The sequence below is a fragment of the Candidatus Thiodiazotropha sp. AKAK2 genome (assembly GCF_058244685.1).
Genome location: NZ_JBSYOP010000015.1, coordinates 155,249 through 176,715, shown reverse-complemented (window position 1 = coordinate 176,715; position 21,467 = coordinate 155,249). Strand labels below are relative to the sequence as shown.

Below are 21,467 nucleotides of genomic sequence, written 5' to 3'. Positions count from 1 at the left end.
GTATGACAACCGACAGAGAGTAACTACATCTGCCGAACTTTAATATTCAAGGTCTGAATCCGGTAACCGATCTGTCTTGGAGTCATTCCAAGTAACCGTGCAGCCTTGGCCTGTACCCATCCGGCTTGTTCCAGGGCAGCAATCACCCGTTCACGTTCATCCAGGTCAGGATCGTCAAAATCAACTTTAGCGTTACCGGTACCGGTTACCTGGGAGTAGCTCTGATCGAGCATCGGTTTCAGACCACTCAGGTTAATCGCGTTTTCATCTATCGCCCCTTCGCCGCTCATAACAGCAGCGCGTTCCAGACAATTCTCCAGTTCACGCACATTGCCCGGCCAGTCATGATGCATTAGAAGCCTGACTGCACCGTCATCAATGGATAATTCACGCCCCTGGCTTTTGGCGATTTTTGACACCAGAAAACGGGTCAAATCATTGATATCCTCTTTGCGATCCCGCAAAGGTGGCATCTGAATCGGCATCACATTGAGACGATAGTAGAGGTCCTCTCTGAAATTGCCCTCTTGTACTTCGTACTCAAGATCTTTATTGGTGGCCGCCACGACCCGGACATCCACCACATGGGTCTTTACACCACCTACCCGCTCAAACTCTCCCTCTTGCAGTACTCGCAGTAACTTGGCTTGGAAGGTAGGACTGATTTCTCCGATTTCATCAAGAAAGATGGTACCGCCATGAGCCTGTTCAAACCGTCCTTTACGCTGATTGACGGCACCGGTGAATGCGCCTTTTTCATGTCCAAACAGTTCCGTCTCTAACAGGGTATCCGGCAATGCCGCACAATTCAGCTTAATAAAAGGGCCATTGCTTCTCGGGGAGTTGTAGTGAATCGCATTCGCCACCAGTTCTTTACCGGTTCCTGATTCACCTCGAACCAGTACTGTAGTGTTCCATTTGGCCACCTGACGTACCTGTTCAAAGATCATGCGCATACTGGGGGTGTGTCCAACCAGGTTGGAGAAGCCATGCTCTCCGCGCACCTTGCGCCGAAGTGAATCGCGCTCATCCTTTAGCGCCAGCTGCTCATCTTCCACCTTCTTTGCCAGGCGCACACTCTGACCGATCAGATTGCCAACCATTTGCAGGAAACGTTCATGCAATTTCAGTAAACTGATACTGCCCAATGGTTGGGCTGCCAGTACACCGGCGGTCTCATCTCCAATCAGAATGGGAACACCAACAAATGGCAGCTCCGGGTCATACACGCCAAGTCTGTCCAGAAACCGGTCTTCATCGGAGATACGCCTGACAACAAGAGGCTTACCGCTAGACATTATCGCCCCGACCACACCTTCTCCCGGTTTATATCTTACTGTGTTAAAGGGTGCAGGATTCTCATGTAAAGCGGTAACCAGTAATTCACCACTGCTATCATCCAGCAGACAGATCATGCCATAGCGTAGTTTGGCGGTATCACTCAACCGACTAAGCACTTCAGTCAGTGTCTCCCTGAAATCCAAGGAACGACTTAAAACCTGACTGACTTGGTAGAGGCTCTCCAGCTCCGACTCCAGGACAATATTGTTATGTTCCACTCCCATATTATCCATATTGATATCAGTCGAACTCATTAAAGCGTCTCCTCCATGCCGTTTAGAGGTAGTCTGACAAAGACTCGACAGCCACCATAAAAGTTAGCATCAATCTCAACATTACCACCATGTCCGATGACGACTTCTTGAGCCATGGTCAATCCCATTCCGGCATGCTCCTTTGGTTGTTCCCACCCACAGTAAAAAGGCTCGAATACTTTCAACCTGTGGGCCTTTGGAATACCTACGCCGTTATCCATTACTTCAATCAGTAAATCCTGATTATCCTGTTTGGTCTGGATACGAATTTCCCGATAGTCCTGCTTGGCTTCAATCAATGACTGAATGGCATTGTCTATAAGGTATTTGAACAACCCACGTAGCGCATTGATCCGACCATTCACTTCCGCTAGTACCGGTGCCGGACGCCAGTCGACCACGACACCGGCGGAAAGCAGGTTTTCAGTAGAAAGTTTCACCACCTCATGCAGCAGCTCATTGATATTGACCAACGAGGTCTGCTCAACAACAGGACTTGGTAGTGCTTCATGCAGGCTCTCCATTGCCTCATCACCACTCTTTAAGGCTTGTTGCAAAACAATCCTCATCCCCATACTCTCTTGACCCGCTGTCGGCATGGACAATGCGGCTTTGATGACATTCAACGGTGCCTGAATTTTGAAAATGGCGCCGGATATAGCCTCACGCATGGTCTGAACCATCTGTTGTTCTGCCATATTGGCACGTATCATATTGAGCCGCGCTTCCTGTATACGTTTGCGACTTCCGGTGACCTCGTTGGCGATCAACAACAGACAGCATCTTGTTGATTCTGCCTGTTTAAAATAGTTACGGGCAGCCTCATCCAACTCTGGAACATTGACTCCTGAACAGGTAAACCATCTGGGTGCCGCACCACCCGGGGGGTCCAATCTGATCTCAACATTGGTAAAGCCGTTACCAACCTGACATACCTTACCCAGATCAAATCCGACCTGTTGTTCCAGCGCCTCAAGAAACAGAGAGGCCGGCTCCACACCCCTAAAGTCGCCTATCAAGGCTTTGTAGGCGTGGTTGTCCAGTAAAACCTTACGATCAGCAGCAACAACAGCTACCACCATTGGCGCTGCGTTCAGTGTTGCTTCAGTCAGGTTTTTTTGAAATTTCAAGCGTTGTTCCAACTGATGCATCTCAGTTATGTCTCGATGCATCCCCAGGAAATAGGCCGTTTGTCCCTTGTTGTTGTTGACAGGAGAGATGGTCAGTTCAGCGAGATACTCCTCTTGGGATTTACGATGGTTGACCAATGTACCCTGCCATACTTCATTACCCTGAATCGTCTCCCAAAGTTCACGATAGACTGATTCAGGTGTCGATTTACTGGAGAGTACCGATTCATTTTTTCCGATAACTTCTTCTCTTGCATAACCGGTCAACGTCTCAAAGGCGCAGTTCACATAGAGAATTCGGGCTGTCGGGTCGGTGATAGAGATAGCAATCGGTGCTTGCTCGACCAATTCATAGAAAAGCTTGGGTGGTAAAAACTGATTACTGTCCAAACTGCTGAATGCCTCCAAAACTTCAGTCGGTGTTCCCTCAGGAGGTGAGGCCAGAAAATCATTGATCCTGTCAACTAGGTTGTCGCTGTTTGTTGATTGTATTTTGCGCTGGATCATAGCTCGCTGCACCTTAATTCCACTGTAGAAACTCTATACATGACAATACTTGTGCAATTCCCATACCAGCACTCCAGATCGGTGCTTGATCCTGCAAAATGTCCTGTTTGTTACGTAATCTACAAATGAATTAGCGGAATCTGTAACGAAGACTACAAACATGCCTATGCCCGGTGCCGGTGCAATTCCGCACTAAATTAGGGCTTATTCCATTCAGGCCTTTATTTCTGCACCCTGGGAGATTGCTGAACAATAGTGATTGCAGTTGATTACCTTTTTTATGGCGCTTGGCATATTTTTTGTTGGGGTAATAGCCATTACTCTGAATCGATGGCTATTTATGGAATATATTCTGATCATTCTTTCGACCGCACTGGTCAATAATGTCGTTCTTGTCAAGTTCCTGGGTTTGTGCCCCTTGATGGGTGTTTCCAACAAGCTTGACTCAGCGCTGGGCATGGGATTGGCCACGACCTTTGTCCTCACTTTAGCTGCATTTGCAGGCTGGTTGCTGGAATTCTATGTATTACAGCCATTGGACCTGGGCTTTTTGAGAATCCTGACCTTCATCCTGGTCATTGCAGTCGTCGTTCAATTTACCGAGATGGTGGTTCGCAAAACCTCCCCTGCACTCTATCAGGTGTTGGGTATTTTCCTCCCGCTGATCACCACCAATTGTGCGGTGCTCGGAGTTGCTCTACTCAATGTGCAACAGGAAAACAGCTTTCTTGCCAGTCTACTGTATGGCTTCGGTTCTGCACTGGGATTCACACTGGTGCTTGTGATGTTTGCCGGATTACGTGAACGTCTTGCACTGGCCAATGTGCCACAGGCCTTTAGCGGCACCCCGATTGCTTATGTGGTGGCCGGATTGATGTCACTGGCTTTTATGGGCTTCGCCGGATTGACCAGCCAGTAACTCAGAAGTTGTAAAGAGACTGTTTAAATGGAGAACTCAATGTTCGGAGAACCGATGGAACCAGATTGTTTCAAAACCAAATCATTCGGTGTGATTTGTAAAGATCTGTATCAACAGTTGGAGATGCAATGATGGTTTCTGCAATCCTCGTATTGACTGCACTGGGTATCACCATGGGCGCCATGTTAGGGATCGCTGCCAAATATCTAGCTGTTGAAGGCAATCCGCTGCAGGAGGAGATTGAGAGTCTACTGCCTGGCTCCCAATGTGGGCAGTGTGGCTACCCGGGATGCAGTCCGGCCGCTGAAGCTGTGGCCAATGGCGATGCCGCGGTAACCATGTGTCCTCCAGGAGGCAAAGCCCTCGCGGAGTCATTGGCGGAAAAAATGGGAGTTAGCATCGATCTCTCATCAGTGGAAGAGAAAGCACCGATGGTTGCATTCGTGCATGAGAATTTGTGTGTCGGTTGTACAAAGTGCTTCAAACGATGTCCTACCGATGCCATTTTAGGTGGCCCCAAACAGATCCATGCCGTATTTGCTGATGCTTGTACAGGTTGTGAGAAGTGTTATGACGTCTGCCCCACCGAATGCATAGAGATGCGTCCGATCATCAAGACCTTGCAGACATGGTATTGGCCTGAACCGGCTAAGGTGGCCTAGTCATGTCAACTGGCAAACTATTCAAACTGTTTAAAATTCGAGGTGGCGTTCATCCGGATGATCGTAAGCAGTTAAGTGCCGGACAGGCAATTGAAAAACTGCCCATGCCCCCGCTTCTGCATATTCCCCTGCAACAACATATCGGTGCTCCGGCCGAATCCCTGGTCAGGCGTGGTGACGAAGTCAAAAAGGGTCAACTGCTGGCACGTAATCAGGGTGCGATTTCAGCACCGGTTCATGCACCAACATCCGGACGCATCATGGGTGTTGGTGGATATCCGGCACACCATCCCTCGGGCCTGTCAGTTAGAACCATCACGTTAAAACCAGATGGCGAGGATGAATGGCTGGACAAATTAGAGCCCTGCGATGACTATTACCAACTTTCTCCGGAAGAGATTGCAGACCGGGTAGCCCGTGCCGGAATTGTCGGTATGGGGGGTGCAACCTTCCCATCCGCAGTGAAACTGAATCTGCGTAAGAGATACCGACTCCATACCCTGGTAATCAATGGTGCTGAGTGTGAGCCCTATCTGACCTGCGACGATCGTCTGATGCGCGAACAGGCAATGCAGGTTGTTGAAGGTGTGAAACTGATGGCCCGCGCATTGGATGTGGATCACATTTTGTTCGCGATTGAGAATAACAAACCAGATGCGCAAGCTTCTATCAGAGAGGCGGCAGAAGACACTGATATAGTCACCGTGGTCGGCTTACCGACCCGCTATCCGATGGGCTCTGAAAAACATCTGGTACAGACACTGGTCGGTAAAGAGACTCCGGCACGGGGCCTTACCGCAGATATAGGTGTGGTGGTACACAATGTCGCTACCGCACGGGCTGTATATGATGCCATCGCACTCGGTCGACCGCTTATTTCCAGGGTGATGACTGTCACCGGTGAATCCATTCAAGATCCCAAGAATGTTGAAGTACTGATTGGAACCCCCCTCAACAATCTGATCGATTACTGTGGTGGCTTCAGGGAGGTGCCAGAGCGATTGATCAGTGGTGGCCCGATGATGGGACAACCTCTGCCAAGCCTGCGGGTTCCAGCAGTTAAAGGCAGTAATGGTCTGCTAGCACTCTCCGACAAGGCAAATAAAACCACAACCGAGATGCCCTGCATCCGTTGTGCAAGCTGTGTCAATGCCTGCCCCTGTGGACTGGTGCCACTCGACATGGCAAATCATATCAAGGCCGGCAGCCTCGACAGTTCAGTCAAACTGGGTCTGCTCGACTGTATCGCCTGTGGCTCCTGTGCCTATGTATGCCCCTCTCATATCCCGTTGGTTCAATACTTTAACTATGCCAAGGGTGAGCTGGCTTCCAGGCAACGGACACAACATAAACAAAATGAGACCAAACGTCTCGCTGAAGCTAGGACTGAGCGCATGGAGAAAATCAAACGCGCTAAGCGAGAAGCCATGGCCAAACGTAAAAAAGAGATGGAGGAGAAGAAACGTAAAAAGGCTGATAAAGCTGCGGTAGCAGGAGCAGAATCATGAGTGAAGAGACATCGATCTTCGGTCCCTATACCCATGCCAAGAGCAGTATCAGCAGAACCATGGGACTGGTTATGCTCAGCTTACTCCCGGCCACACTGTTCGGGCTCTATCAATTCGGATGGCCTGCAATTTTCCTTTTTCTTACGACCATAGTGGTTTGTGTGCTGGCTGAAGCCTTCTCATTAAGGGTTGCCGGAAAACCCATCAAGCCCTTCGTTATGGATGGTTCTGCGATATTAACTGGCTGGTTGTTGGCTATGACTTTACCTCCCTGGGCACCCTGGTGGATCGGCCTGATTGGTGCCCTGCTTGCCATCATTGTTGCCAAACAGGTATTTGGTGGCTTAGGCCAGAATCTATTCAACCCGGCAATGGTTGCCCGGGTTGCCCTGTTGATCTCATTTCCACTTGAAATGACGCTCTTCAACCAACCAGTACCCATGTTTTCAGCCCAGGCACCTGGTTTTCTGGAGAGTCTGGCAATCACCTTCGGCTCGTCGGATGCTATCGATGCAGTCAGTAGCGCAACGACACTGGGACATCTCAAGACTGAGCTTGGCCGGGGTGTTGCGCTGCCGGAGGCAGCAACCACAACGGTTTCGATCTGGCAACAATTATGGGGGCAGACATCGGGCAGTCTTGGTGAAACATCAGCCTTGTTACTGCTTCTGGGTGGGCTATTTCTGATCTACAAAAAGGTGATTAACTGGCATATACCTGTCTCCATGCTGGGTACCTTGGCACTTTTGGCCGGCCTGTTCCATCTGATCGATCCGAATAGTTATGTTGGGCCGATGACACATCTGCTCAGTGGTGCGGCAATCCTCTGTGCTTTCTTCATCGCTACGGATCTTGTTACATCCCCGGTTTCGATACGTGGCCAAATTCTGTTTGGCGCGGGTTGTGGCCTACTGATCTATGCGATCAGAACCTGGGCCGGATACCCGGAAGGCGTGGCGTTTGCAGTGATGCTGATGAATGCCTGTACCCCCTTGATTGATCACTATCTGAAACCAAGAATTTATGGGCGTGATCGAAAAGGTCAACCGCTGGTTTATAGCAATGAGGGAACTGATCGCAAATGAGCACCCCGAAAGAACCCCAATATCGTAAGCGGGTTGGCTATCAGGCGGTACTGTTAGGTGGCTTCTCCACCCTTGCAACCGCGCTTCTGGTGGCCGGCAATATCGCTACTAAGGATGACATCAAGGCAAGACAAAAAGAGGATCTTCTGCGTTCTCTGAATCAGGTTGTCCCCACCGAGTATTATGACAGTGATCTACTCGACCAGCCTTTGAGCATTGCCGATAAGAGAGGAGATAATCTGACAGTATACCGAGGTCTACAGGGTATGCAGGTCAATGCCCTCGCCTGGGAAGTTGTCGGCAAGGGATATGCTGGAGATATTCGACTTATTATGGGGGTCAATGCAGAGGGTGAGGTATTGGGCGTTAGAGTACTGTCCCATGCAGAAACGCCTGGTCTGGGTGATAAAATCGAAGTGGCAAAGGATGACTGGATTTTAGGTTTTAATAATCACTCGTTAGTAAATACCTCCAATCAACAATGGCGTGTCAAAAAGGATGGTGGAGAATTTGACCAGTTCAGTGGTGCAACCATCACACCCCGCGCTATCGTAACTGCGGTCCATGATGGTCTAATTTTTTTCCAGCAACATACGGACGAACTGCTCCGACCACCTGTAATCAATTCAGATGACGAGCCTCTGCAACGTGCCTCATTAAGTGAGTAAGCCGATTATGAGTAACGAATATAGACGTATTACCAAAGATGGCTTGTGGGATAACAACATTGTTTTTTCGCAGGCATTGGGTCTTTGCCCGCTATTAGCCGTTACCGGTACTGCAACAAATGGCCTGGGAATGGGGCTGGCAACAACAGTCGTCATGGTCGCTTCCGGCCTGTTGATCTCTCTGTTGCGCGGTATTATCACTCCTCAGGTACGGATCCCGGTATTTGTGCTGATTATCGCCGTACTGGTGACACTGGTCGATATGTCGATGAACGCCTGGGTTCATGATCTGCATAAAGTACTGGGACTTTTCATCCCTTTGATCGTGACCAATTGCGCCATTCTTGGGCGTGCGGAATCCTTTGCATCCCGTAATACCGTTATGAAATCCATGTATGACGGCTTAATGATGGGTATAGGATTTACCTTCGCATTGGTATTACTTGGTGCGGCAAGAGAGATATTGGGCAGTGGTACTTTGTTTAGCAATGCTGTCCAACTGCTCGGTAGTTGGGCCCGCTTCATTGAAATTACACTGATTGAAGATTACAAAGGTTTTCTCTTGATCATCTTGCCGCCAGGTGGCTTTTTGGTTTTGGGATTCATACTGGCATTGAAGAGATTACTGGACCAAAAACTGGCTGGAAGAGAGCAGCAGGGTATCGATGCTTCAGCTAAATTACAACCAGAAACCACCTGATCTTTCACTGCAGGGATTATTAAATGAATATTGGTGTTGCCTACGCAGATAAGTTCAAACAGTTATGGCTCAAACTTGAGGTACCTGACGGTTCCACTGTAAAGCAAGCGATTGAGAAGTCGGGGTTAATCGAACAGTTCCCGGAGATTGATCTGACACGCCAGAAAGTGGGAATCTTCGGAAAGATAACAAAACTGGATACGGTTGTTGATGAGGGAGCCAGGATTGAGGTCTATCGTGAGATTACTGCAGATCCTGAGCTTGTCGAACGCCGAGATGATTAATTACCGTATGCAGTTGTGTTTATATTGTATCTCCCGGTAGGACATTGCAGAATGCCGGTTGCTCCGCGTTTAATTCTGCTCGAGAATAAAAACACTACAAATAACTGTTCTGGCTCTGTGGTGCTTTCTGTACCCTCTCTAGGCGGCTATCCTATTCCTGTAGTACCGTTCCAATTGTTGGAAGACAGGTCCAGGACAAGCATTCACTCTTCTTCCATCGATCTTGCGAACAGCTATCAACTCGGCGCCTGTACCGGTTAAGAAACACTCATCAGCATTGTAGAGATCATAGGAGGTTAACGGACTTTCAGCCACCGATATCCCATTTTGCTGCGCTAGCTGAATCACCAGGTTACGAGTTATACCATCCAAGGCTCCTTCAGTAGTGGGTGGCGTCAGCAGTTTACCCTCCACAACGATGAATATATTCTCTGTCGTGCCTTCAGCAACCCTACCCGCCTGATTAAGTAATACGGCTTCATCTGCACCTGCCTGGTTTGCTTCCATTCTCGCCAAAATCTGATTCAGGTAGTTGAGGCTTTTTATCCTGGAGTCGAGGCCGTCATTGGGTAAACGCCGTGTTGATGCGATTATTAATTTCACTCCTGCTGTTCTGATCCGTTCACTGACAATGGCCAGTTGATCCGCCATGATAAAGAGGCTCGGCTTTATACAACCCGTTGGGTCTAACCCCAATGGCCCCACACCTCGTGTCACAATCAATCTCAAGTAACCGGAATCTTCAGCAAAATTATGGATAACTTGTTCGATCGCGTTAAGAATCGCCTGATTGTCATAAGGCACTTCAAGCGCGATTGCCTTGGCGGATTTTCGCAATCGTACGAGATGTTCATGCAACATGAATGGCTGTTTGTTGAAAAACCGAATTCCTTCGAAAACACCATCCCCATAAAGAAATCCATGGTCGAACACAGATACTTTTGCTTCGTTTTGGGTGACCAGTTCTCCATTTATCCAACATTGAGGTGATTCAGGCATGAAGTTTACCCTTTATGATGGTAACTGTCTGACCAATCAGCATAACCCGTTGATCACGTATCCTAATTTCGATTTCACCACCTCGCAGTGAGGCCTGGTAGGCTTTGAGCGTCTGCTTACCAAGTTGGTTACTCCAGTAGGGGGCCAGTGTGCAATGCGCTGAGCCTGTGACCGGATCTTCCGGAATGCCAAGGGCCGGGGCGAAAAAGCGAGATATGAAGTCCACCCCATTTTCATCTCCAGGTGCTGTCGTGATCACACCTCGGCAAGCGATCTTAGACAATGCTATTTGATCCGGGTTGAGCGTTCTGACCTGCTGTGCACTATCATAAACGGCTAGTAGATCCTCCCTCCCCTTGAATACCATTTCAGGTCGACTGCCCAGAGCATCTACCAAGGGTTGATCGATAGTCTGCTCGATCAGATGATCTATCGGAAAATCGAGCATTATCCCCTGCGGCTCCCTGGAGGCCTTTAACAGACCACTGGGACTGTGGAAAACCAATTGCTCCTGGGTTTGCTCCAGTTCACTCCAGAGTATGTGAGCAGCGGCAAGCGTTGCATGACCACAGAGGTCGACTTCTCTACGAGGTGTGAACCAACGGAGATTCCATTCACCGTCGTCCATCGGCAGTAGAAAAGCTGTATCTGATAGATTGACTTCACTTGCTACAGACTGCATCCATGCTGTATCGACTGGCTGATCGAGCAGACAGACTGCCGCTGGATTGCCTTGAAATGGATGGTGTGTGAATGCATCTACGATGTAAATCGAATTGCTCATTATTGATCTCCCTGAAAGTGACAAACCAAGTCTAAGCCTTTACAAATAAGCGGTACAGAGTCATATTTTTATTATTGTAGCGGTACAGTTTAATTTTCAAACAATCTGTATCTATTCAAACTTGTTAAAACTGTAGTGGTTTCACCATGTCTTATCTCTACCAGCAGCTGGCTGCACAACTTGTGGAACAAATATCCATCGGCCACTATCGGCCAGGGGAACGTCTCCCAGGAATCCGCCGGTTCAGCACCCAGCACCGGGTCAGTACCGCAACCAGTGTGGCGGTCTACCGCAAGCTGGAGGATGAGGGTTATATCGAGGCCCGCTCACGCTCTGGTTTCTATGTGCGTCTACGCCCATCCTTGAGTAGTGCAGAGCCGGAGATTTCGAAACCGAAAAACCGCCCATCACCGGTAACCGGACAGGATCTGGCACTACAACTGGTTAAGGCTTCCAACCAAGCCAACATGATCCAACTTGGAGCTGCAGTACCAGCCCCTGTCTACCTGCCAACCCGGCAGATTGAAAAGGCGATGGCCAAAGCCAACCGGCTGCAACGCCAACGCAATGCCGGCTATGAATTCCCCCCAGGCGTGCCGGAACTGCGCCGTCAGGTCGCCCGCCGATTGGGTGAGATCGGATGTAGTGTCAGCGTCGATGATATCGTCATTACCAATGGCTGCCAGGAGGCGCTCACCCTGGCGTTGCGTGCCACGACCCAGCCTGGTGATGTGGTGGCGATTGAATCACCCACCTTTTATGGTTTGCTGCAGGTAATCGAATCCCTGGGGCTCAGGGCGTTGGAAATACCCACTCACCCGAGGGATGGTATCTCACTCCAGGCGCTGCAGATGGCCCTGGAGCAGTGGCCGGTCAAGGCCTGTATCCTGGTGCCGAATTACAGCAATCCGCTCGGTTATTGTATGAGCGAATCGCACAAACGAGAGCTGGTGGCGCTACTCGCTTCACATCAGATTCCATTGATTGAGGATGATGTCTACGGCGACCTGGGATTCAGTCAACAACGCCCCGGGGTTTGTAAAAGCCATGACCAGCAGGGCTTGGTGCTGCACTGCTCATCGGTCTCTAAAACCCTCTCGCCAGGCCTGAGAGTGGGTTGGATCGTGCCTGGACAGTATCTGCAGGCGGTGGAGTACTTGAAATTTGTTACCAATCTGGCCACCCCCACCCTGCCTCAACTGGCGGTTGCTCAACTGTTGGAGAATGGCCAGTATGAAAGACATTTGCGTAAAACCAGAGAGGACTATGCACAGGCTGTCGAGCGCATGAGCAATGCGGTGGAGAGCCTGTTCCCGGAGGGTACCCGCATCACTCGACCTCAGGGTGGTTTTGTTATCTGGGTTGAGCTGCCGGATAAGCGGGACAGCTTTTCCATGACTCGGGATCTGCTGCACGAAGGAATCAGTATTGCACCTGGACCGATCTTTTCCGCTACCGCCAAATACCAGAACTTTATGCGGCTCTCCTGTGCCTGTGAATGGAATGACGATATCGAGCGGGCTCTTGCCAGAATCGCTGCCTGCTTTTAAACCGGCGTTACTACTCTGATAGTCAGTTCAGTCTTACTTGAATGGAAAAGTATCTACGTGATCATTGTGTAATCTCAGATACATCTGGTCAGATCGACACTGATCACCTCCACATCAGATTGACATTAAGAGAGGCCGAGTAGACTCAAGTCGAGCTGTCCATCCTTGACTGGAGGACACCAGTAGTAACTACCACTGATCGGTTGGGAAAAGCGAAACAGGGCGTCACAAATCCCATCATCCTTACCGGTCATGCGTGACAACAGTGCTTCGAACGCATCAAAGGAGTGGCCAAAGGCAACAAACACCAAGCCGGCCTGATGTTCATCGGCCCAGGGCATGGAACGACGTAAAATGAAGGCTTCCGGCTCGAAATCCTCCTGAGCTGTACGTTTGACATGGGCGGATGGTGGTGCTTCATCCAGCTCCTCGTTGTCACTGATACGTCGGCCGATGATGTTGTCACGCTCCGTTTGAGGCAGCGATTGGAAGTGATCCAGGTCGTGTACCCACTGCTGTACCGCGACAAAGCTGGAGCCGTCCATGCCAGGCCCTGCCCCCTGAACGAGACCTGCCTTTATGGCATCCTCACCTTCGGGGTTTTCAGTGCCGTCTTCGTAGCCGGTCAGATCTCGGCTGTCCTGATATTGGAAGGCATCGATCACCTTGTGTAGAACAAAAGCTTCACTCAAGTCCTGTACCAAGGCTCGACAACGCTGTAGTAGTTCACCCCGATCATCCCCTTGTAACCAGATCCATAAGGCGGATGGTGTCGCCGGTACGGTAAAGCCCGGTCCACAGAGAACAGGAAACGGCTTCAAGCCATCGATATCCTTCCCCAGGGCCAATACCAACTCGAGTCCGAAACCCACTACAGAGTGCTCGAGATTGAGCCTTTCTCGCACCAGTCTACGGGTGGTGTCCACATCGATATCGGGTTTCAGAGTAAATGATAGGTAACGGGCAAGACGAGGCACCTCGGCAAGGATACCCGGTTGGCAATGCTTCATGAGACAGCCTGTAAATTGAGAATAGACGGACCGAATTATAACGCATTGAATCGATGTGAAATACCGCGCTAACGCTATTTTGAGGGAGGCTGTTCAGTCGATGAGTCTGCACACTGGCAGATTTGTTTGTTATAGCCTTTACTGCAGTTATCGATATTGATTATTATTCTTATTTACAAGCTCAGCCAGGTAGTTACCAAGCCAAGTGGATTGATGTTGAGATTTCACCATGAGGTAAAGACTATGAAGCTGACAGTTAGCCTACTATCCCCTCTCGTGCTGTTGATTGTATTGATCGGAGTGTTCGATCTTTATTTACTTGAACAGATCAGGGAACACAATCAATCAAATGAGCTAACTTCTGAGATCTCACACTCGTTATTTCAGAGATCAGCATCGGAATCAGTATAGATATAATACCCAGATAGAGAGCATTTATCCTGAAGAGGGAGAAATGATACTAGAGCTAGCTCTAGCGTCGTCCGCTTGATAAGCAGATCTAAGAGGGGCGTATTGTAGGTAATTCAGCTGCCAACAGCCTGTCAAAATTGACAGTCAGCAGGCTTTTTTACAAGTAGCCGCGAACCGGTGAAGGTTCGCGGTACCACTTGAATTAGGGGCGCTTTGGAGTGGTGTATTCAGCCACTTTCTGAAACGATTCCCAAATGGTATCGTAGCCGACAAACCCTTTTTCATTAGGCTCTTTCTGACGAGTGGTCAGATAACGTGATTTACCCTCAGGAACTTTAGGTCTGGTTTTAGGCTGTCCGCTCATAATTCACCTTTTGTTTTGCAGTCGAAATAGTTCGCGTAAGAATCCTATATCGCAACTCTCACGACAACGAATAATTCATAGAGCCTGGATTATATAGCAGCGACTTTTTGCTGACCAGTCATCACACCCCCTATGATGATTCTAATTTTTTGTGACTGCATATATCAGATTTATTTCTGTTTTTAGGGGGAATTTTCGGTAAAATCCGTAACTTACTCAATAATACCGTATTTCTTGATAGAGACCCTACAAATAATGCCACAATATATCTTTGTCTATCTGGGGGGTGAATACCCCACGAGTCCTGAAGAGGGACAAAAACATTTCGAGCAATATCAACAGTGGCTGATCTCCCTCGGCGATGCGGTGATCAGTCCAGCTATTCCCTTTAAGGATACCCATACGGTACAACCCGGCGGTCAGGCCTCACCTGGCACCATATCAGCCATGTCCGGTATGAGTATCATCCGGGCCGATTCTATGGAACAGGCCCTTGAAGCCGCCAAAAGCTGCCCTTTTCTGGAGATCAACGGCACCCTGGAAGTGTCAGAGATGATCGAGATGAGCGGTGGTTCTGACCAGGGCGACAGCCAGAAAGCCAATTAATCTCTGTAATGAAATTTGTCTGTTACGCTGACTGGTCTGAATTGCCGGCCAGCGTCGCTCAGCTGTTTGCCTCGGCGGAAAAGGAGAGCCTGTTTTTTTCCCGAACCTGGTTTGAAAACCTACACAAAACAGGTTTTGGTGAAGACCAGACACTGTTACTGGCCTGTGTACTTGATGGGGAAAAGGTGGTTGCCCTGCTTCCACTGATGCGTCCTGATGGTGAGCACGCCTACCCGGTAAAACACCTCTATACCTCCCTCTACACCCTGCTGCTTGAAGGCAGCGATAACAGACAGATTCTGGCCTGCCTGATTGAAGGGTTAAGAGATCTGCCACTCCATTCGCTGCAACTGGAGCCTGTTGCCGAAAATGATTTGAGCGTGTATGAGCTACAACAGACCATGACCTCTTACGGATACACCTGCCATCGCTACTTCAGTTTCTATAATTGGTATCACCGGACAAACGGAGAGTCTTTTTCCGACTATATGGCTGCACGCCCATCAAGGGTGAGAAACACTGTCGGACGGAAACAACGCAAGCTCGCACGGGAACAGGATTACCGAATCGAACTCTTCACCGATCGCCAATTAGGTCAGGCTTTGGCCGATTATCGAGCGGTTTATAATGCCAGTTGGAAGGCCAATGAGGTGTTTGAACCGTTTGTTGAGGGGCTGGCCAAAACTCTGTCTGAATCAGGCTGGTTAAGGCTCGCGATTCTCTATATCAACAACCATCCGGTAGCCGCACAATTCTGGTTCGTCGCCCACGGTAAGGCCAGTATCTTTAAGCTGGTCTATGACGAAGCTTGGAAACGCTACTCACCCGGCACGATTCTACTTGCCTATTTGATGGAGCACGTAATCGACCGAGATAAAGTTGAAGAGATTGACTTTCTCACTGGAAACGATGCCTACAAACAGGATTGGATGTCGCAACGCCGGCAACGCTGGCGACTGAGTTGTATAGATAATACCCCCCAAACAAATAGGGGGATGAACCCTATCAGTGCACTGACGGTTAAGCTGAAAAGCCTAAAAGAGAAAGTGTATAATCGTTGACCTGGAAATGATAAAAGAAACTCAAGATGCAACAAATTATTGATATCGAGAAATTTGAACAGCTGCAAGAGATACTAGTACAAGAAATCATCGAGCAGATTCGTTTCAAACTGGCCCAAGGCGGTATTACTGGTGACCAATTAAGAGAATTGACGGGCGAAATCGCCTTCAGCGTGGCCAGCAGCTTGGATGATCAGGCCAATATCGAACACGATGGAGTCGAAGTTCACCCCTATCTGGCCTTTATCGGCACAGAGAACGAGGTCATCCACTGCGGGGAAAACTCATATGCCCATGAGTTTGTCGCTGACATCATGAAGAAAGTCTTCAGCAGTTAACGGCAAAGCGCGGATATGACTACCAAGCTGATACAGAAAGACCTTTTTAAAGGAACACAGGAATTTGAGTTGGTCGATGACCATATCGATATTCGAATCAAGGCGCCGTTTAAAAAAGAGGAGAACCTGACGGTGATGCTCACCGTACTGGATCCGGAGCCAGTGATCAGCCAGTCAGCCCTGCATTTCAATAGCCGGGTAAATGGCGAACCGTTAATTTCGTTATTTCTGGGAAAACCGAATACTGACGCGTTCAACGGTTTTGTAAATGCCATAAAACAGAAGGCATTTGAGGAGTTCAATGCATTTGCCGGACTTCAGTCCACCAGCCGATCGGCTGCTGCGAATCCCAACGTAGATGGGGCTCCAGTGGACTTTGGTGAGGGGGGTGAAGCACAACTGACTCAAAATCGGGAACATATTCAAGTCGAGCGAATCGATGAAACGATCGAGTTATTGAAACAGCATCTGGAAATGCAAGACATCGAGCCCCTGATCACAGCACTGGAGCGGTTAAAAGCCGATACAAACAGTGATAAGAGTCTGACTGGTGTACTGCATGCCTTCAATGAACTGGGCTCCTATCAAGGAGCGGTATTGACCTATGCGCCCTACGTGAGCATCCTGCTCTACGACGACCCCTTCAGCAACATGTAGCGACTAATCAAAACCAGCATTCATTTAAGAAAAATTAGCTGCGGATACACGCCAATCACCGCAAAATGCTGCGAATATCTTTCACATTACGGCTTCTATCTGAGCAGATTTGCGTTTACTGGCGGCTAGGCTAAGCTGCTATTCGATAGTCTCTAGATCGGCACGATCTTATCGCTGCCCAAGTCGATATCTGGCCCGTTCACCACTTTGGTTCCGGCTTCGATCTCCTGTTCAGTAGCCTCTCTGACTTTGAGGATCTCTAACTTGAAGATCAGATCTCTACCGCACAAGGGATTGTTGCCGTCAACGGTCAGGGTCGTGTCATCCATACGGGTAACAATAAACTCCCTGGGTTCACCCTTTTCGTTTTCCATAAGAATCTTGGTCCCGATCTCACGGAACTCTTCCGGTACGTTTTCGATATGATCGGTAAAAACCAGCCCCTCATCACGGGGACCGTAGATCATATTACCGTCGATCGGTACTTCAATGATCTCACCTTCTGCCCTGCCCTCCAGTTGTGCAGTAACCTGGGTGGCGAGAACCTGATCAGCACCATGTACATAACTGATCGGGAACTCAACAGTTGATAGAACCTGGCCGGTTTTCTCGTCGAGAACCTTATAGTTCAGTTCAACGAGTTTATGATGTTGTATGATCTCTTTCATGATCGTTTAGGCAACCTCTGATGCAGTCGTTGTCCCGGCGAAAACTGGATCAAACTTGCTTGATTCCGGTATGAGCAGGGATAACGAAATAAACTGTTCAGACCTTCCTCAGAAAATAGAGGCGGCAAATATTTTCGGGTCACCTCTTTCGTAACCGACCACCATTCTGCCAAGCCACTCCCCTTCTCGTTTGGTACTGCGAACTCTGAACAGAAAAGTGACATGCTCACCACGTCGGATGAATCCGAGGAAGTCGTAATTTGTATCCAGACTACGGGTCAGATCGCTCTTGGCAAACTGTTTACCCACTTCGACTTCATTCAGCCCGAGCAGTAGATCATAGGAAAAATTACGGATGAATTTTCCATACTGCCCCTTGTTGGAGTATTTGATCAGATCTTCCCACCAGGGAATGCCTATGGCCAGAAGCTCTTCGTCTGTATTGTCAATAATATTCATCTGCTGCTCTGTGTTTAGGAAGAATCACAAACAATGCGCATTCAAAACAGGATAAAAACCTTTAGTTTCTGCCAGTTAGCTGAACATCCGCAGACTGGACATTAATTGGTGATTATCTATTTATACAAGAAATGCAGTTACTTACAAATAAAAAAAGAGGCCAACAAGTATATTGGCCTCTCTCTTAAAAGCCAAACAGAAGCCCCATTCAGGGACTCCTGTCCGGTAGCTTATCGGCTAACTTTTTTCAGTAGCCTTCACTTCTGCAAGCGCCTTATCTTCGATATCCCCAACCAGGTGATACAGAGGTGCTTTTTCCATGGTGTATTCACCTGAAACCGGATCACGACGGGATACGGTCAGCACATGCCAGTTATCATCGTCCACTTTCATGTGGTCACCGCGGTAGTAATAACCAGGCCAGCGAGTCTCCTCACGGAACAGGGTGTGATGGATAACGGCCTCGGAAGCGAGGTGACGATGCTTCAGCTCCCATGCACGCAGCAGTTCATGGACATTCTCAGCGGCTACCTTTTCAAGATCCTCTTCGAGGGTCTTCATCTTCTTCAGACCGATGTGCAGCAACTTCTCATTGGTCATGTACTGAACGGTAACACCACCAGCATACTCGTCCATCAGTTTCTGCAGACGATCCAGACCCTGACGTGGGTTGATGTAGTTAGGGTTGACAGAACCGGCAACGATCTCATTACGATAGATCTTGTAGTGCTCCATCGGTTTATAGATATCTTCCTTACGACGATCGATCTGCTCCTGGGAAACACGAATGCCCTGTGCCTTACCGTCGTCGATGTACTTACAAGCAGCCTTGGCTGCGAGACGACCCTCGGTGAAAGAACCGGAGGAGAAAGCGTGAGGAGTTCCGCCAACCGCGTCACCTGCGCCGAACAGACCTTCGACGGTGGTCATACGGTTGTAGCCCCAGAAATACTCATCAGGAGAGATATCTTCAGGACCTGAACACCAGGCGCCACAACCGGTGGCGTGAGAGCCCATGACGTAAGGCTCAGAGGTGGTCAGCTCGGGGTTCTCATACTTGGGGTTAACGTCGGTAGCTGCCCAGAGAACAGCCTGACCAACGGTCATACCCAGGAAGTTATGCCAGCCGATCTCTTCGAGATGTGGGTCCTGGAAGGCTTCCATGGTGACCATGTGGATAGGACCTTTACCAGAAGCAACCTCGTTGATGAACGCGTGGTTACGCAGACAGGTTGGAATCGGGCGGTGTGAAACGTGGGACGCTTCGGTGTCCAGGTAGGCTTTACCCACCATTTTTTCCAGAGCCGGGAACCACTTGGATTCGTACTCTTCACCGTCACAGTTCTGGGTGTAGGTCTTCAGATGCAGGAAGTAAGCACCAACAGGGCCGTAACCGTCTTTGAATCGTGCCAGTACGATACGATTCTCCATCTGAGTCATCTTGGCGCCAGCGCCGATCATCAGACCGTAAGCTGAACCGGAGGACCAAGGAGCGTACCAAACACGACCAGCACCCTCACCAACGGAGCGAGGCTTGAAGATGTTGGAAGCACCACCGGCACCTACGACAACAGTCTTGGATTTGAATACGTGGTAATCACCAGTACGTACGTTGAAGCCAACAGCACCGGCAACCCGGTTCTCTTTGGCGTCATCCATCAGCAGGTGGGTAACACAGATACGGTTATAGACCTTGTCTGCAGACTTCTTGGCAGCCTCAGCCACCAACGGCTTGTAGGACTCACCGTGAATCATGATCTGCCAGCGACCTTCACGCAGGTAGGAACCGGTCTTGGGGTTACGCATGATCGGCATGCCCCACTCTTCGAACTGATGTACAGCCGAGTCTACGTGGCGAGCCATGTCGAACAACAGATCCTCACGAACCATACCCATCAAGTCGATACGGGCATAGCGTACGTGATCTTCCGGGTTGTTCTCACCGAAGCGAGTACCCATGTAACAGTTGATCGCGTACAGACCCTGGGCCACAGCACCGGAACGGTCGATGTTGGCTTTTTCGGCAATTACGATCTTCTTGTCTTTACCCCAGTAGCGCGCTTCGAAAGCCGCACCGGTACCGCCGAGGCCAGCACCAGCGACCAGGATATCGATATTGTCTTCTACGATAGTTTTGTAGGCCATTAGTAGTACACCCCTTTTTCCATATGCAAGCCATTGGACTCGAGAGTGTGGATATCACCATCGTCGAGACGAATGTATTTCGGTTCGTTGTACAGCAGTTGGCTGTCACGCTGATCCTGAGTAGGAGCAGGAACACTGGAGAGTTGAGGAATGTGCTTGCCCCAAGGCTTAGTGGTGATAGGTGCCAGCAGGTTCAGGTCGGTTTCGCCATTGCGGGATTTGATCCGCCAGGCGATAACACCCTTCTCCTCATCACGAATCACTCGAACTGAGTGGCCGAGAGGAGCAAAGTCAGCATAACCACGCACGTCAATCGCATGATGCGGACATGCTTTGACGCAGGAGTAGCACTCCCAGCACATGTTGGGTTCGATGTTGTAAGCACGACGGTAAGTCGGATCGATGTGCATGATGTCTGAAGGGCAGATATCGACACAGTGTCCGCAGCCGTCACAACGGGTCATATATACGAATGTTGGCATAACAGTTCTCTCTTAATTCGGTTGAAACGACTTAATAGTGCTGAGGCGCTTCACGCTTGATGCCAAGCCCCATGTTCGGTGGGTTAGTACCCATGTACTCGGGGATATCCGGATAGCGTGACTGCAGTGCAGGATCAGACAATTCACCAAGATCCGGCAGATTCTCTTGCGAGCCGTCTATTTTGGTCATTTTCTTCTGATAAGCCGCAGCAGGTTTGAAGAACATGTGGGCAAACTTTGACCAAAGCACCGTACCGAAAAGCGATGTGCTAGAGATAATGAACAGTGCGAAGAACAACCAGCCAAGACCACCGCCCTGAGTTGCGGACCACAACAGACCGAAAGTCGCAGTAGTCAGCAGAGACACGATGAAAATGTCAGCCTTTGCCAGTTTGTACCAGGGCTTGCCCTCGGCAGACACATCAACACGGATGATGAACCAGAACCAGTAACCGCCGACGCAGAGCATGGCTGCGCCGATATGCCAAAGCATTGGCCAGATGCCAGCTGAAGCCTCGGTTGGATAGGCAAAAATCAGCGTTGCCGTGGAGACAACGAAGATGATGAAACCGTACATAGTTAAAAGGTGTGAAAGCCGGCGCTGCGGATTACAGAATTCAGATGAGGTCAGTACCTCGCTGGCAACTGTTTGCACTGCAAGCGACATTTTCTCACCGCTGCTAACGGTACGCTTGGCGTTCTTTTCAGCTTTTTTGGAATTCTCGAAAAAGTACTGAGCACTTTTCTTGTGAATCATATCGATGATAGTGCCACCGACCACCATGATGACCATCAGGATTACATAAATCTGCATGGTCTCAGGTGAGATAGTTCCGGAAAGCTCGCTGAAGGGATTTGTGGTAAACATCGTCTCC

General features: G+C 49.4%; 22 protein-coding genes. 12 read left to right on the top strand and 10 right to left on the bottom strand.

The window, feature by feature from the left end:
• Nucleotides 1-23 precede the first annotated feature (23 nt).
• Nucleotides 24-1,595, bottom strand: coding sequence for a nif-specific transcriptional activator NifA (nifA, locus tag AC4IE8_RS04685; RefSeq protein WP_490790432.1), 1,572 nt, complete (start codon nucleotides 1,593-1,595; stop codon nucleotides 24-26).
• Nucleotides 1,595-3,232 (bottom strand): nitrogen fixation negative regulator NifL, encoded by a 1,638-nt coding sequence (gene nifL, locus AC4IE8_RS04680; protein ID WP_068993086.1) that lies wholly within the window; start codon nucleotides 3,230-3,232, stop codon nucleotides 1,595-1,597. The genes nifA and nifL overlap by 1 nt, the downstream gene beginning before the upstream one ends.
• Nucleotides 3,233-3,572: 340 nt before the next feature.
• Here nifL and rsxA point away from each other — a divergent pair, with 340 nt between their 5' ends.
• The 7 genes from rsxA (at nucleotide 3,573) to AC4IE8_RS04645 (ending at nucleotide 9,058) form a co-directional block, all read left to right on the top strand.
• Nucleotides 3,573-4,151 (top strand): electron transport complex subunit RsxA, encoded by a 579-nt coding sequence (rsxA, locus tag AC4IE8_RS04675; RefSeq protein ID WP_068993090.1) that lies wholly within the window; start codon nucleotides 3,573-3,575, stop codon nucleotides 4,149-4,151.
• A 131-nt stretch (nucleotides 4,152-4,282) separates the two neighbouring features.
• Nucleotides 4,283-4,813, top strand: coding sequence for an electron transport complex subunit RsxB (gene rsxB / locus AC4IE8_RS04670; RefSeq protein WP_068994223.1), 531 nt, complete (start codon nucleotides 4,283-4,285; stop codon nucleotides 4,811-4,813).
• Between the two features lie 2 nt (nucleotides 4,814-4,815).
• A complete protein-coding gene (gene rsxC, locus AC4IE8_RS04665; RefSeq protein ID WP_068993093.1) occupies nucleotides 4,816-6,321 on the top strand; it encodes an electron transport complex subunit RsxC in 1,506 nt (501 codons plus the stop codon).
• A complete protein-coding gene (locus AC4IE8_RS04660) occupies nucleotides 6,318-7,406 on the top strand; it encodes an RnfABCDGE type electron transport complex subunit D (RefSeq protein WP_490790431.1) in 1,089 nt (362 codons plus the stop codon). Before rsxC ends, AC4IE8_RS04660 begins: the two co-directional genes overlap by 4 nt.
• Nucleotides 7,403-8,074, top strand: a complete 672-nt coding sequence (rsxG, locus tag AC4IE8_RS04655) for an electron transport complex subunit RsxG (protein WP_490790430.1) — start codon at nucleotides 7,403-7,405, stop codon at nucleotides 8,072-8,074. Before AC4IE8_RS04660 ends, rsxG begins: the two co-directional genes overlap by 4 nt.
• A 7-nt stretch (nucleotides 8,075-8,081) precedes the next feature.
• Nucleotides 8,082-8,774: an electron transport complex subunit E gene (locus AC4IE8_RS04650; RefSeq protein WP_490790490.1), complete on the top strand. Its 693-nt coding sequence runs from the start codon at nucleotides 8,082-8,084 to the stop codon at nucleotides 8,772-8,774.
• A 23-nt stretch (nucleotides 8,775-8,797) separates the two neighbouring features.
• Nucleotides 8,798-9,058 (top strand): RnfH family protein, encoded by a 261-nt coding sequence (locus AC4IE8_RS04645; protein ID WP_068993102.1) that lies wholly within the window; start codon nucleotides 8,798-8,800, stop codon nucleotides 9,056-9,058.
• 138 nt (nucleotides 9,059-9,196) lie between these two features.
• Here AC4IE8_RS04645 and ilvE read toward each other — a convergent pair whose 3' ends face one another.
• Nucleotides 9,197-10,057, bottom strand: a complete 861-nt coding sequence (ilvE, locus tag AC4IE8_RS04640; protein WP_490790429.1) for a branched-chain-amino-acid transaminase — start codon at nucleotides 10,055-10,057, stop codon at nucleotides 9,197-9,199.
• Nucleotides 10,050-10,841: a PhzF family phenazine biosynthesis protein gene (locus AC4IE8_RS04635; protein WP_490790428.1), complete on the bottom strand. Its 792-nt coding sequence runs from the start codon at nucleotides 10,839-10,841 to the stop codon at nucleotides 10,050-10,052. Before AC4IE8_RS04635 ends, ilvE begins: the two co-directional genes overlap by 8 nt.
• Before the next feature lie 146 nt (nucleotides 10,842-10,987).
• Here AC4IE8_RS04635 and AC4IE8_RS04630 point away from each other — a divergent pair, with 146 nt between their 5' ends.
• Entirely contained in the window at nucleotides 10,988-12,391 is a 1,404-nt protein-coding gene (locus tag AC4IE8_RS04630; RefSeq protein WP_068993109.1) for an aminotransferase-like domain-containing protein, read from the top strand.
• A gap of 125 nt (nucleotides 12,392-12,516) precedes the next feature.
• On the opposite strand, the gene AC4IE8_RS04625 is transcribed toward AC4IE8_RS04630, so the two are convergent.
• Nucleotides 12,517-13,401, bottom strand: a complete 885-nt coding sequence (locus AC4IE8_RS04625) for a Dyp-type peroxidase (RefSeq protein WP_068993111.1) — start codon at nucleotides 13,399-13,401, stop codon at nucleotides 12,517-12,519.
• A 1,030-nt stretch (nucleotides 13,402-14,431) separates the two neighbouring features.
• Between AC4IE8_RS04625 and AC4IE8_RS04620 the strand changes: the two genes are divergently transcribed.
• The 4 genes from AC4IE8_RS04620 to AC4IE8_RS04605 are packed head-to-tail and all read left to right on the top strand — an operon-like array spanning nucleotide 14,432 to nucleotide 16,838.
• Complete coding sequence (locus AC4IE8_RS04620) at nucleotides 14,432-14,782, top strand: YciI family protein (RefSeq protein ID WP_068993114.1); 351 nt, start codon at nucleotides 14,432-14,434, stop codon at nucleotides 14,780-14,782.
• Nucleotides 14,783-14,790: 8 nt separating this feature from the next.
• Nucleotides 14,791-15,843: a GNAT family N-acetyltransferase gene (locus tag AC4IE8_RS04615; protein WP_490790427.1), complete on the top strand. Its 1,053-nt coding sequence runs from the start codon at nucleotides 14,791-14,793 to the stop codon at nucleotides 15,841-15,843.
• A gap of 26 nt (nucleotides 15,844-15,869) precedes the next feature.
• The gene (locus AC4IE8_RS04610) at nucleotides 15,870-16,181 is read left to right on the top strand and encodes a hypothetical protein (RefSeq protein WP_068993120.1); all 312 of its coding nucleotides are present in this window, start codon (nucleotides 15,870-15,872) and stop codon (nucleotides 16,179-16,181) included.
• 15 nt (nucleotides 16,182-16,196) lie between these two features.
• On the top strand, nucleotides 16,197-16,838 hold the full coding sequence (locus AC4IE8_RS04605; protein ID WP_068993123.1) for a hypothetical protein: 642 nt from the start codon (nucleotides 16,197-16,199) through the stop codon (nucleotides 16,836-16,838).
• A gap of 152 nt (nucleotides 16,839-16,990) precedes the next feature.
• Here the strand turns inward: AC4IE8_RS04605 and AC4IE8_RS04600 are convergent, their stop codons facing one another.
• The 5 genes from AC4IE8_RS04600 to AC4IE8_RS04580 form a co-directional block, all read right to left on the bottom strand.
• Nucleotides 16,991-17,506, bottom strand: coding sequence for an FKBP-type peptidyl-prolyl cis-trans isomerase (locus tag AC4IE8_RS04600; protein WP_068993126.1), 516 nt, complete (start codon nucleotides 17,504-17,506; stop codon nucleotides 16,991-16,993).
• A 108-nt stretch (nucleotides 17,507-17,614) separates the two neighbouring features.
• A complete protein-coding gene (locus AC4IE8_RS04595; protein WP_068993129.1) occupies nucleotides 17,615-17,965 on the bottom strand; it encodes a hypothetical protein in 351 nt (116 codons plus the stop codon).
• Between the two features lie 237 nt (nucleotides 17,966-18,202).
• A complete protein-coding gene (aprA, locus tag AC4IE8_RS04590) occupies nucleotides 18,203-20,110 on the bottom strand; it encodes an adenylyl-sulfate reductase subunit alpha (protein ID WP_068993133.1) in 1,908 nt (635 codons plus the stop codon).
• Complete coding sequence (gene aprB, locus AC4IE8_RS04585) at nucleotides 20,110-20,592, bottom strand: adenylyl-sulfate reductase subunit beta (protein ID WP_068993137.1); 483 nt, start codon at nucleotides 20,590-20,592, stop codon at nucleotides 20,110-20,112. Before aprB ends, aprA begins: the two co-directional genes overlap by 1 nt.
• A 31-nt stretch (nucleotides 20,593-20,623) precedes the next feature.
• Nucleotides 20,624-21,406 (bottom strand): adenylyl-sulfate reductase, encoded by a 783-nt coding sequence (locus AC4IE8_RS04580; RefSeq protein ID WP_068994231.1) that lies wholly within the window; start codon nucleotides 21,404-21,406, stop codon nucleotides 20,624-20,626.
• Nucleotides 21,407-21,467 lie beyond the last annotated feature (61 nt).